Origin of the sequence: Cohnella faecalis (genome assembly GCF_003570905.1) — a bacterium.
GTDB lineage: Bacteria > Bacillota > Bacilli > Paenibacillales > Paenibacillaceae > Cohnella > Cohnella faecalis.
The window spans coordinates 52087-64567 of sequence record NZ_QXJM01000040.1 but is presented as its reverse complement, the minus strand read 5'-3'; the positions used below and the strand labels follow the sequence as shown (position 1 = coordinate 64567).

The 12481-nt window shown below is 55.3% G+C and carries 11 protein-coding genes and 1 other RNA gene; all 12 read left to right on the top strand.

What is annotated here, in order from left to right; all coding sequences use genetic code 11:
* Positions 1–222: 222 nt before the first annotated feature.
* Positions 223–810 (top strand): DNA-directed RNA polymerase subunit delta, encoded by a 588-nt coding sequence (gene rpoE / locus D3H35_RS21715; RefSeq protein ID WP_119151318.1) that lies wholly within the window; start codon positions 223–225, stop codon positions 808–810.
* A gap of 240 nt (positions 811–1050) precedes the next feature.
* A complete protein-coding gene (locus D3H35_RS21710) occupies positions 1051–2655 on the top strand; it encodes a CTP synthase (RefSeq protein ID WP_119151317.1) in 1605 nt (534 codons plus the stop codon).
* 133 nt (positions 2656–2788) lie between these two features.
* Positions 2789–3184 carry a response regulator gene (locus D3H35_RS21705; protein ID WP_119151316.1) on the top strand — a complete coding sequence of 132 codons (396 nt, stop codon included), beginning with the start codon at positions 2789–2791 and terminating at the stop codon, positions 3182–3184.
* A gap of 189 nt (positions 3185–3373) precedes the next feature.
* On the top strand, positions 3374–4228 hold the full coding sequence (gene fba / locus D3H35_RS21700) for a class II fructose-1,6-bisphosphate aldolase (protein WP_119151315.1): 855 nt from the start codon (positions 3374–3376) through the stop codon (positions 4226–4228).
* A gap of 218 nt (positions 4229–4446) precedes the next feature.
* Entirely contained in the window at positions 4447–5697 is a 1251-nt protein-coding gene (locus D3H35_RS21695) for a UDP-N-acetylglucosamine 1-carboxyvinyltransferase (RefSeq protein ID WP_119151314.1), read from the top strand.
* Between the two features lie 42 nt (positions 5698–5739).
* Positions 5740–7056 carry a transcription termination factor Rho gene (rho, locus tag D3H35_RS21690; RefSeq protein WP_119151313.1) on the top strand — a complete coding sequence of 439 codons (1317 nt, stop codon included), beginning with the start codon at positions 5740–5742 and terminating at the stop codon, positions 7054–7056.
* Between the two features lie 36 nt (positions 7057–7092).
* Complete coding sequence (locus tag D3H35_RS21685) at positions 7093–8349, top strand: radical SAM protein (RefSeq protein WP_119151312.1); 1257 nt, start codon at positions 7093–7095, stop codon at positions 8347–8349.
* Positions 8350–8444: 95 nt separating this feature from the next.
* The gene (gene rpmE / locus D3H35_RS21680; protein ID WP_119151311.1) at positions 8445–8642 is read left to right on the top strand and encodes a 50S ribosomal protein L31; all 198 of its coding nucleotides are present in this window, start codon (positions 8445–8447) and stop codon (positions 8640–8642) included.
* A 106-nt stretch (positions 8643–8748) separates the two neighbouring features.
* The gene (locus D3H35_RS21675; RefSeq protein WP_119151310.1) at positions 8749–9183 is read left to right on the top strand and encodes a hypothetical protein; all 435 of its coding nucleotides are present in this window, start codon (positions 8749–8751) and stop codon (positions 9181–9183) included.
* A gap of 75 nt (positions 9184–9258) precedes the next feature.
* An RNA gene (ffs, locus tag D3H35_RS21670) (signal recognition particle sRNA small type) lies at positions 9259–9356 on the top strand.
* Positions 9357–9500: 144 nt separating this feature from the next.
* Positions 9501–10655, top strand: coding sequence for a two-component system sensor histidine kinase NtrB (locus D3H35_RS21665; protein WP_119151309.1), 1155 nt, complete (start codon positions 9501–9503; stop codon positions 10653–10655).
* Between the two features lie 35 nt (positions 10656–10690).
* Complete coding sequence (gene dnaX, locus D3H35_RS21660) at positions 10691–12469, top strand: DNA polymerase III subunit gamma/tau (protein ID WP_119151308.1); 1779 nt, start codon at positions 10691–10693, stop codon at positions 12467–12469.
* Positions 12470–12481: the final 12 nt, after the last annotated feature.

Sequence of the window (12481 nt, the reverse complement as noted above, 5' to 3'; positions counted from 1 at the left end):
GATAAATGGAGAGTTTCCCGGCGAGACTCTTGGCCTGCCGGTTCCTCCGCCCGCGGAGCGGCCGGTGAGGGGATACAGTCGAAAAGCGAAGGCGTATGTCCGACGGGACGCGCCTTCGCTTTTTCGTTGCTTGCATTTTGGTAAGAAATGAGGTTTACTATAGGTTGATAAAACCGAAGCACAACACTATAGGGTTCATATACAGAGAGGATGGGAAGTCACGTGAGCGCCGAGTACGTACTGAAACTCGACTCCGAGAAGATTCGGGAAATGCCGATGGTCGACCTTGCTTTTGAGGTGCTGAAAGCGGCTAATACCCCGTTTTACTACCGTGATCTCATGACGGAAATCGCGAAGCATCGCGGTTTTTCCGAAGAAGCTGTCAACGAAGTTATTGCGCAGGTGTATACCGAGATTAACATCGACGGCCGTTTCGCTTGCGTCGGAAGCAACGTCTGGGGCTTGAAGCGCTGGTACCCCGTCGAGCGTTCCGAAGATCCGGTCACCGGCGGCGCCAAGCGTCCGCGCATTATCAATGACGACGACGATGAGCTGGACGAGGATATCTACGGCGAGGAAGAGGAAGAAACCTTTACGCCCGACGAGGAGAATTACGACCTGTTCGACGAAGAGCGGGAAGAAATTTTCGACGAAGGCGAAGAGACGGCCGAGGTGGACGAGGAAGTCGCCATCGAGGAAGAGGAAGAGCAGTCTCTCGACGAGGATTTAGGCGAAGGCGAAGCGGATGACGAGGACGACTTCGACGACGAAGACGACGATTCCGACGCCGATGACGAAGACGACAAGTAATAGAAAAAAGACGTTCGATTCACCTAGGGTTCAGGCTTGACACTGTCCTTACGAGACGGTACACTTATGCTTGGGCTTTGGAAGCATGCTTGACCATAGGTAACGAAATCCTAAAAGTGCCCCCATTTATTGGGTGTCACTTTTTTGTTTTTCTTGGCTTTTTAGACTTAAGGAATCACGTTCAACTGGCAACGATAAAGACAATGCCGAACCGGCATGGGGTGGGAGGTTTCGTTCAGAGTGACCAAATACATTTTCGTAACCGGCGGCGTCGTGTCGTCGCTCGGCAAAGGGATTACCGCCGCTTCGCTCGGCAGGCTGCTCAAGAATCGCGGACTTAAGGTGACGATTCAGAAGTTCGATCCGTACATTAACGTAGACCCGGGGACGATGAGTCCTTACCAGCACGGAGAAGTGTTCGTAACCGACGATGGAGCCGAGACCGATCTCGATCTGGGGCACTATGAGAGATTTATCGACATTAATCTTTCGAAGAACAGCAACGTAACGACGGGCAAAATTTATTCGACCGTCATCAGCAAGGAGCGCCGCGGCGAATATCTGGGCGGCACCGTTCAAGTTATTCCCCACATCACGAACGAGATCAAGGACCGCGTTTTCCGCGCGGGACGCGAGGCGGGTTCGGATGTCGTCATTACGGAAATCGGCGGTACGGTAGGGGATATCGAGAGCCTTCCGTTTCTGGAAGCGATCCGTCAGATCAAGAGCGATATCGGACGCGACAACGTTATGTATATCCACGTTACGCTTATCCCTTATATCAAAGCCGCCGGAGAAGTAAAAACGAAGCCGACGCAGCATAGCGTGAAGGAATTGCGCAGCATCGGAATTCAGCCGAACGTGATCGTCTGCCGGACAGAGTATCCGCTCGCGGAAGATCTGAAACGCAAAATCGCTTTGTTCTGCGACATTGACGCGGGCGCGGTAGTGGAATGCCGCGACGCTTCCACTCTATACGAGGTTCCGCTAATGCTTCGCGAGCAAGGGTTGGACGACTACGTGTGCAAGCATCTGGGCTTGCCGGACACGACGCCCGACATGGAAGAATGGAGAGCGCTCGTCCACCGCGTGAAGTCTCTCTCCAAGACGACGGAAATCGCCATCGTCGGCAAGTACGTCGCTCTTCACGACGCTTACCTCAGCATCGTCGAATCGCTCGGCCATGCGGGTATCCATGCCGACTCTCAAGTGAAGCTGCGTTGGGTGAACGCGGAAGAGATCACTCCTTCCAACGTCGGAGAGCTGCTCGGCGGCGTGAACGGCATTCTCGTTCCCGGCGGCTTCGGCGATCGGGGAATCGAGGGCAAGATCACCGCGATTCGTTATGCCCGTGAGAAAGAAGTTCCATTCTTCGGTATCTGTCTGGGCATGCAGGTCGCAGTTATCGAGTATGCCCGCAGCATGGCCGGATTGGACGGCGCCAACAGCTCGGAGATTCATCCGGCAACGCCTTATCCTGTTATCGACCTGCTTCCCGAGCAAAAGGATATCGAGGATCTCGGCGGCACGATGCGTCTAGGCTTGTACCCATGCAAAGTGGTGCCAGGCAGCTTGGCTGCTCAATGCTACGGCGACGAGCTCGTCTACGAGCGTCATCGCCATCGTTACGAATTCAACAATGAGTTCCGCGAGCGGATCGAATCCGCAGGCTTGCGCATTTCCGGTTCGTCGCCGGACGGCCGCCTCGTCGAGATGATCGAGCTACCTGATCATCCGTGGTTCCTCGCCGTGCAATTCCATCCGGAATTCACGTCCCGTCCGAACCGTCCGCAGCCGCTGTTCCGCGAATTCGTTAAAGCTTCCTTGAACCACAAACAAGACTAAATCAAAGCTAAAAACCGCTTCGCGCCATTGCGAAGCGGTTTTTCAATACAATTTTTATTGGAAAAGGAAGGATTTCGTACCACATACCGCGAATACAGCAAGGAAACGGACTGCTGTTACGGAGGGAACGATCTTGGACCAAAAGAGGTTGCTGATTGTGGATGACCAGGTCGGTATCCGCATTTTGCTATTGGAAGTATTCGCGACCGAAGGATACGAAACATTCCAAGCGGCTAACGGGAAGACGGCGCTCGATATCGTCAGATTGCATTCCCCGGACTTGGTGCTGCTTGACATGAAGATTCCCGGCATGGACGGTTTGGAAATATTGAAGAAAATTAAAGAGATCAATCGTTCGATCAAGGTTATCATGATGACCGCATACGGCGAACTGGACATGATCAAGGAAGCGACCGATCTAGGCGCCTTGATGCATTTCACGAAGCCGTTTGATATCGACGAATTGCGCTCGGCCGTGAACGCTCAGCTAGACGAAGGGTCTTCGTCCCGATATGCATCGGGGTCGTAAGGCCTTTTTTTTCTTGCAAGGTTGGAAACACCCGTTCGCTTTACTATGAAAAGACATTTTGTGTTATAATATCGCAGTATGCTTGTCACGCAAGTAAAAGCGGCGCCGCCATGCTAGAGTGGGCGAGTTCGTTTTTATCGGAGAAGATTCAAGGTAAGCGAAAAGAAAAAGCAGGAGGAATTGTCTATTATGCCACTCGTATCAATGAACGAATTTCTACCTAAAGCCAAAGCGAACAAATTCGCAGTCGGTCAATTCAACATGAACAACCTGGAGTTCGCTCAAGCGATCACCGAAGCCGCAATCGAAGAAAAATCCCCATTTATCTTCGGCGTTAGCGAAGGCGCGCTGAAATACATGGGAATCGAATACACGGTTGCAATCGCTAAAGCGGCTGCGGAGAAATCCGGCCTGCCAATCGCGCTGCACTTGGATCACGGCTCCACATTCGATGTCGCGATGAAATGTATTCGCGCAGGCTTCTCCTCCGTTATGTTCGACGGATCGCACCACTCGTTCGAAGACAACATCCGCCTGACCAAAGAAGTCGTTAAAGCGGCTCGCGCCATGGGCGTATCCGTAGAGGGCGAGCTTGGAACGATCGGCGGAGTCGAGGACGACCTTAGCGTCGACGAAGCGGACGCTTCCCTCGCAAAACCGGAAGAGGCTATCCGTTTCTACGAAGAAACCGGCGTAGACTGCCTCGCTATCGCGGTAGGTACCGCGCACGGCATGTACAAAGGCGAAGTGAAAATTCACTACGATATCATCAAAGCCGTCGTTTCCCAAATTCCGGTTCCTGTCGTTCTTCACGGCGGCTCCGGAGTACCGGACGAAATGATTCGCGAAGCTATCCAAGCCGGCGTCGGCAAAATCAACGTCAACACGGAGAATCAAGTGGCTTGCACAGCCGCCATTCGCGAAGTTCTCAACAAAGACGCTAACGTCATCGATCCTCGCAAATACTTGACGCCTGCCCGCAACGCGATGAAAGCGGTCGTTCAAGAAAAAATCCGTCTTTTCGGATCGAGCAACCAAGCGTAACAGCTACACAGCCGAAGCCCCGGAGACAATCCGGGGCAGGCTTTTAAGCAAGAAGCTTTAGCACGAACTTACTCCGATCCGAACGGGTTGCCGTTTGCGATCGGACCTTAATAGCCGGAAGGTAATCATTCGGGAAAACGTCGGTTCGGCGTTTTCCCTTTCCTTCATGTGCCGACGCTTACGTGTCCGGCAACAACACGAGGAGGACCCTGCCTCATATGGAAACGTTATTGATTAGGGGCGGGCGCCCCCTTCGCGGAACGGTCGCGATTAGCGGCGCGAAGAACAGCGCCGTTGCCCTTGTGCCAGCCGCCATCTTGGCGGAGTCGGAAGTGCGCCTGGATAATTTGCCTCAGCTCAGCGACGTAGCCGTCTATGCGGAGCTTCTCGAAGAGCTGGGCGGCAGCGTAACCTGGATGGACGACCGAATGACCATCGATCCTTCCAAGATGAAGTCGGTTCCGATGCCTAACGGACGGGTCAAAAAGCTTCGCGCTTCTTATTATCTAATGGGTGCGCTGCTCGGCCGGTTCGGCGAAGCGACGATCGGGCTGCCAGGCGGCTGCAACTTCGAGCCCCGGCCGATCGATCAGCATATCAAAGGCTTCGAAGCGCTCGGCGCTGAAGTTACCAACGATCACGGATCGATTAAGATTCGGGCGAAGGAGCTTCGCGGGGCGAAGATTTACCTCGATGTCGTTAGTGTCGGGGCGACAATCAACATTATGCTCGCGGCTTCCCGGGCCAAAGGCTCCACTCTCATCGAGAACGCAGCCAAAGAGCCGGAAATTATCGACGTAGCTACGCTGCTCAACTCGATGGGCGCCAAGATCAAAGGCGCAGGCACCGAGACGATTCGGATCGAAGGCGTTGACTCCATGCATGGCTGCCGCCATTCGATTATTCCCGACCGCATTCAAGCCGGAACGTATATGATTGCCGCTGCCGCGACTCGCGGCGACGTCCTCATCGATAATATTATTCCGAAACATCTCGAAGCACTGACGGCCAAGCTTCAGGAAATGGGCGTCCACGTCTATGAAATGGACGAAGCCATTCGCGTCGTCGGACAGCCGGATTACGAGGCGGTCGACGTGAAAGCGCTCGTCTACCCCGGCTTCGCTACCGATCTGCAATCCCCGATGACGAGTCTGCTTACCCAGGCGCGCGGCGTCAGCGTACTGTCGGACACCGTCTACAACAATCGGTTCAAGCATGTTCCGGAGCTCGTCCGCATGGGCGCGCAAATCCGGGTGGAAGGCCGCTCGGCGATTATCGAGGGCGGATTGCTGAACGCGGCCAAAGTTCGGGCCGCGGATCTTCGAGCAGGCGCGGCGCTCGTCGTTGCCGCCTTGACGGTACCTGAAGGAACGACCGAAATCAGCGGAGTCGAATATATAGACCGAGGGTACGACAAGCTCGTTACCCAGCTGAGCAATCTCGGGGCGGAAGTGTGGCGCAACGGATAAAGCCGGCGTCACCGCCTCACTTTTTAGCAAAAGAGGGATTCAATGAGCGACTACCAAATGTCCGATTTGGAAGAGAAGAAGCTTACGGAGCTTTATAAGCTGGCCAAGGAGCATCAGATTGCCGCCTACGGGCAAATGAAGAAGAAAGAGCTTATCCTCGCGATCTTGCGGGCACAAGCCGAGCGAAGCGGATTCATGTTCATGGAAGGCGTGTTGGACGTGCTTCCGGACGGCTACGGCTTCCTCAGACCGCTGAAATATTGGCAAAGCTCCGAGGATATTTACATTTCGCAGTCTCAAATCCGCAAGTTCGATTTGCGGCCGGGCGACTTGGTGTCTGGCAAATGCCGGGCCCCAAAAGAAAATGAACGGTTTTTCGGATTGCTGCAAGTAAACGCCGTTAACGGCGAACCTCCCGAGGTTGCCGCCGACCGTCTCCATTTTCCCGCATTGACCCCGCTCTATCCACAGAACAAGCTGAAGCTCGAACAGTCTCCCACTCATCTATCCACGAGAATTATCGATTTGCTCGCTCCCGTCGGACTTGGCCAGCGCGGCCTTATCGTTGCCCAGCCTAAGGCAGGCAAGACGTTGCTGCTGAAGGAAATCGCCAACAGCATTTCGTTGAACCGCCCGGACATGGACCTGTTCGTCCTGCTGATCGACGAGCGTCCGGAGGAAGTGACGGACATGCAGCGCTCGGTCAAAGGCGAGGTTGTGGCATCGACGTTCGACGAAGTGCCGGAGCATCACATCAAGGTGGCGGAGCTCGTACTGGAAAGAGCGATGAGGCTGGTTGAGCAAAAGCGCGACGTCGTTATTCTGCTGGACAGCATCACGAGGCTTGCAAGAGCGTACAACCTAGTCGTTCCTCCGTCCGGTCGTACGCTGTCCGGCGGTATCGATCCGGCTTCGTTCCATCGTCCTAAGCGTTTCTTCGGAGCGGCGAGGAATATCGAAGAGGGCGGCAGCCTGACCATTCTCGCGACGGCGCTGATCGAGACAGGCTCTCGGATGGACGATATCATTTATGAAGAGTTTAAGGGTACCGGCAACATGGAGCTGCATCTCGATCGCAAGCTGGCGGAAAGACGTATTTTCCCTGCAATCGACATTCGCCGCTCGGGTACCCGTCGCGAAGAGCTTCTGCAATCCCAGGAGGATCTGGAGAAATTGTGGGCTATCCGCAAAAACATGAACGATTCGATGGAATACGTCGAACAATTTTTGAAAAAACTCGGCAGAACGAAGACGAATCAGGAATTCATCGATTCTCTGGACACTTCGGGCATGGTGCCGGACGCCTCCGGTTCGCGAACCGGCGGAATTCGCAAGCCGCGCAGCGGCAGCCCGACCTGATAAGCGAAGCCGGTTAAAAAGGAGGGTGCATGAACGATGCATCTGGTGTACGCAGACGAACACGGCAACGTGTTCGATCATCCTCATTTACACGGTATCGCCCGCAGCGGGGATAACCTTGTCGAGCTGCTCGAGGACGAGCTCATTCCGTTGCCGGAAGGCGCCACGCTGGTCGGCTTGCCCCATACGCGGGCAATCGGTATGGATCCGAAGACCGGTGAGATGAAGCCTCTCGCGGGCGATTATCAGGCGGTGGGCGCTTTGCTGCCTCAAGGGTTTACTCGCTTCTACGTGCCGGGCTATATGAAGACGGACAAGACGCAGAAGTTCCCTTTGTTCGGTTATACAGCCGTCGTATGGAAAGACGGGCGCTTCTATGCAGCCGCAGGGCAGAGCGACGATCCGGAGCCGTGGAATCCCGAAAATTGCGACCGCCGCGAGCTGAAGGTCCAAGTGGATCGTCTGCTTCAGACGTATCCCGACAACCGATTGTATCAGCATCTGTCGCATTGCGCCTTGACTTATGAATGCTTGACGGCGTCCAACACATTCCTGCAACGGCTGGAAGGCGCCGTGCCGGTATCCTTCTCCTGCAACGCGGGCTGCTATGGCTGCATCTCCGAGCAGCCGGACGACAGCGGCTTCGTGGCTCCTCAGACTCGTCTTAAGTTCAAGCCGACGGTCGATGAAGTCGTCGATATTATGCTGGAGCATTTGAAGGCGCCGGAGGCGATCATCAGCTTCGGTCAAGGCTGCGAAGGCGAGCCGTCTACCCAGGCCAAGACAATCATCGAGGCCATTCAGCGAGTTCGGGCGCAGACGTCGAACGGCTACATTAACATCAACACGAATGCCGGCTTGTCGGATCATTTGCGCGCTATTACCGACGCGGGTCTCGACCTGATGAGGGTCAGCACAATCAGCGCCTTGGACGATCATTACAACGCTTACTACATGCCTCGCGGCTATACGCTTAAGAACGTCGAGAAGTCGTTGCGGTACGCGACGGATAAAGGCGTCTACACTTCCATCAACTACCTGGTGTTCCCGGGAGTGACGGACCGCGAAGAAGAGATCGAAGCGATGATCGGGTTCGCCCGCCGGACGGGCTTGAAGCTGATCCAAATGCGCAATCTCAATATCGACCCGGACGCCTATCTGAACCTTATCCCTAAGGCTCAGGGCGAAATTTACGGAATGAAGACGCTGCTCGATATTTTCCGCGAGGAGCTTCCGGATGTCGTAATCGGTTCCTATACTCACGTTCCTCCGAGGCCTGTCGGGCAAGCTTGATGTCCTTGTCAAGGCGATGCCCGCATGATATAATCCGCTTGTATGTCCATTACTCTGGGTCCGCATGAGATTCAGGGCAGAAAGAGGTGAACCCCTTGAAAGCATCCATTCATCCGCAGTACCACATTACGACGGCTACTTGCGCATGCGGCAACACGTTCGAGACGGGGTCGATTCGTTCGAACCTTAAAGTCGAGATCTGCTCCAACTGCCACCCATTCTACACCGGTAAACAGAAGTTTATCGATGCCGGCGGCCGCGTAGACAAGTTCAAGAAAAAATACGGTCTGTAAGATCTCTGCCGATCGGTGTCGCCGCTTAGCGCGCCGGCGGTTGCGAATAGAACGTATAGAGACGAACCTTCCTTCACATCCTACGGGATAAAGGGAGGTTTTTTTCATGTTCGATCAACAGCGAAGGCGGAAAGCGAGAACGGCTGCCGTACTGATTCTTACGTTAACCATTGGTTTGCTCACCGGCTGCGGCGTCAATAAGAATACGAATACGGCTACGGAAGACGGCGTGAAGACGCAAAGCTACGGCGACGACGGCTATCTGGGCATGACGAACAGCCACACGAAAATTCCCGGACGCCATATGGCGCTGAACTACAAGAACGATGCCAATATGATGGCGCAGTCGATTCGGAACTTGCCGGGAGTGGCGGGGACGAACGTCACCTTCAGCGGCTCGGACGCGTATGTAACGGTGAAGCTCGCGCCGAGTTTGGCCGACCGGGATGTGCCGGCGTTGGAAAGACAGGCCGCCTCTGTGCTCCGGTTCAACTTTCCGCGCTACAACATTCACGTCAAGTCGTTAAGACAGGGAAAATAATTGGATACAGGGAACGGTTCCCTGTGCAAACAGGTTGCACTTCCCGGCACAATTCGCTATACTAAGTTAGCCGTGTACCGCGCCTTGTGCGAGGGACGTCCATGAAACCGGTCAGGTCCGGAAGGAAGCAGCCGTAAGTGGTCCCGTTCTTGTGCTCAGGGCGAGTGCGCGGTCCTTACATATGTACAATTTAAGCACCTAGGCGTAAGCACTATACGCCGGGTGCTTTTTTGTTCATGATTTTAAGGGGATGAGGATGAGCGGCGCTATTGACATGAGCGCCCGGTGAAGCAATCGAAAGGAGGCAGCTTCGATTCATGGATGTTTCATTGCAGTCGAACGGCGCGGACGGCAGGGCAGGCCATCCGATTTCCGTTCGGCGAGAGAGGCATGTCCGTCGCTTCGCCGAACGTTTTCTCTATATGGAGGAGGGGGCCGGAGTCATCATAATCGATTCCGAATTTCGAATCGTCGAAATGAGCGAGATGGTCGCCCGTCTATTCGGCTGCCGCCGTTCCGATTGGCTGAACAGGCCGGTCGAAGGGTGGTTCGGGCATTTGGAGCTCGATTGCCCGCTTTTTGACCGGACGTTGCTGGAAGGGTGTTCATTCGCAAATCGATCTTTCAAATGGGGCAGGGGGGAAATCGCGAAATCTTTAATGCTGGACGGCGACGTGCTGGAGCCTAACGGGAAGGGCAAAGGAGCTTACGTTTTGTTTCGGGACGCATCGCATCTGCTCGTGTTGGAGGAGCAAATCCGCCGCTCGGACAGGCTCAAGACGATCGGACAGATCGCCGCGGGAACCGCTCATGAAATCCGCAACCCGCTGACGGCGATCAAAGGCTTCATGCAGCTTTTGCAGAAATCGCTTACAGATAAGAGCATGGCCAAAGAGACTGAATTTATTGGCATCGTCATGATGGAATTGGAGAGAGTCAATGACCTTGTCAGCGAATTTTTGCTGCTCAGCAAACCGAAGAAAGTGAAGCTGCAGTCGATCCGGATCGGCTCGATTATTCAAGAACTGCTGCCGATGATTCGGGGAGAGGCGATGCTGCACGATGTCATTGTCCAATATGAAGAAGAAGAGAGCCTTCCGCCAATTGTTGTCGATAAGGAGCAGCTCAAGCAGGTTTTTTTGAATTTGAGCAAGAACGCTATCGAGGCTATGGGCAACGAAGGCACGCTAACGATACGCGAGCGTCGCCGGGCGGATAGGCACGGACATATTGCAGTCGATATTCAAGATACGGGCACCGGTATTTCTCCGGACATGCTGGAGAGAGTGTTCGATCCGTTCTTCACGACGAAGCCCCAGGGCACAGGGCTCGGATTATCGATTTGCCAACGGATCGTACACGATATGGGGGGCTCCATCGAGGCGGAATCGGAACCTTCGGGAACGACTTTTACCGTTTGGCTTCCGTTCTCGCATGGTTCCGGTGGAGCCGTTTCCCGCGATGATGTATAATAATCGAAACGGCAAACCGACGGGAGCGACTAGCAATGGCCCATCTTGCTTTGTACCGGGCCTGGCGTCCGCAGACGTTTCAGGACATGGTCGGGCAGCAGCATATCGTACAGACGCTTCAGAACGCGATTCGCGAAGATCGGCTTTCTCACGCTTATTTGTTCAGCGGACCGAGAGGTACCGGAAAAACAAGCGCAGCCAAAATATTGTCCAAAGCCGTTAACTGCGAGCGAGGGCCGGCTATCGAGCCGTGCAACGAATGCGCGCAGTGCACCCGAATTACCTCGGGCTCGGTTATGGACGTGGTCGAGATCGACGCGGCGTCCAACAGAGGCGTCGAAGAAATTCGCGACATACGGGACAAAGTAAAGTACGCGCCGACCGAAGTTCGGCGTAAAGTGTATATTATAGACGAAGTGCACATGTTGACGACCGAAGCTTTCAATGCGCTTCTGAAGACGCTCGAGGAGCCGCCGGGCCACGTCATGTTCGTACTGGCCACGACGGAGCCGCACAAGCTTCCGCCTACCATTATTTCTCGCTGCCAGCGCTTTGAGTTCCGCCGGGTCTCCTTGGAGGAACAGGCGGGACTCATGCGGGAAATATGCGCCGAAGAAGGCATTGTCGCCGAGGACGATGCGCTCAAATATATCGCTCGGCTGTCCGATGGCGGTATGCGGGATGCTCTTAGCCTGCTCGATCAAATTTCTTCCTTTACGGGCGGACAAGTAACGCTCGATCACGCCGTTGAAGCGACCGGAGGACTGCCGGCCGAGCAATTCGGCAGACTGGCGTCGGCGATAAGGGGAGGCGACGTCTCAGCCGTCCTGCGCGAAATCGACGATATGATGCGAGCTGGCAAAAGCGCGGACAAATGTCTGGAACAGCTCATGCATTATTTTCGGGACCTGCTGCTGGCGCAGCTGGCGCCGGATGCCGGAGGCTCTTCCGGTCGCGTAGCCGATCCGGAGCAGCTGAAGGAGATGGCGGCAAGCTTCGATAGAGGGCGATTGTTCGCTATTATCGATTTGCTGAACCGGTACCAGAACGAGATGAAATATGCAGCCCATCCGCAGACCATGTTCGAGATCGCGCTGTTGAAGCTTTGTTCCGCGAAAGACGGAGCGTCGAGCGGGCCGCCATCGTCCGTGACTCCGACGACGGAAGGCTCTTCCGGCGAGACGGCGCGGCTGCAGATGAGAGTGGCCGAGCTCGAACGCAAGCTGGACGCGGTCGTGAAGAACGGCGTTCCGGCTGCCGCGGGCGGAGGCGGACCATCTGCGAGCCTCGGCGGTTCGGGCTCCTCCGGGGGCAGGTCGTCCTTTGGCGGAGGGCAAGCGGCCAAGCCGGTTCGCTCGCGTGTTAAGCTGGACTCGTTCCTCGCTTCGCAAGGCACGCCGAATCACGGCCAAGCGTTATCGAAGTGGCCGCAGATTTTGCAGCGGGTGAAGGAAGAGCGGGTGACGGTTCACGCTTGGCTGGTGGACGGCGAACCGGTTGCTTACGCAGACGACACGATGCTCGTCGCTTTCCGCAATACGATTCATCGGGAGACGACCGAGAAGCCGGCTAACAAGAGCATGATCGAAGGCGTTATCAGTTCAATCCTCGGACATCCTTCAACGCTGGCTACCGTCATGCAGAAGGAATGGCAAGAAGCGGTCGCCGGCGCCGCCGGCAACGCCGGAGGCGAGGCGGCGGCCGGGGAAGAGCTGCGCCTCGTGCACGAGGACGGCGGCGAATCGTCGCGCGAGCCGTGGATTGACGAAGCGGTTCGAATGTTCGGCGAGCAATTAGTGGAAATCAAAGACTAGGGAGGCATTTTA

Excerpts from the sequence above, each read along its gene's own strand:
- fba (WP_119151315.1), top strand. The coding sequence starts at position 3,374 with ATGCCACTCGTATCAATGAACGAATTTCTACCTAAAGCCAAAGCGAAC.
- D3H35_RS21695 (WP_119151314.1), top strand. The coding sequence starts at position 4,447 with ATGGAAACGTTATTGATTAGGGGCGGGCGCCCCCTTCGCGGAACGGTC.
- rho (WP_119151313.1), top strand. The coding sequence starts at position 5,740 with ATGAGCGACTACCAAATGTCCGATTTGGAAGAGAAGAAGCTTACGGAG.
- D3H35_RS21685 (WP_119151312.1), top strand. The coding sequence starts at position 7,093 with ATGCATCTGGTGTACGCAGACGAACACGGCAACGTGTTCGATCATCCT.
- D3H35_RS21675 (WP_119151310.1), top strand. The coding sequence starts at position 8,749 with ATGTTCGATCAACAGCGAAGGCGGAAAGCGAGAACGGCTGCCGTACTG.
- D3H35_RS21665 (WP_119151309.1), top strand. The coding sequence starts at position 9,501 with ATGGATGTTTCATTGCAGTCGAACGGCGCGGACGGCAGGGCAGGCCAT.
- dnaX (WP_119151308.1), top strand. The coding sequence starts at position 10,691 with ATGGCCCATCTTGCTTTGTACCGGGCCTGGCGTCCGCAGACGTTTCAG.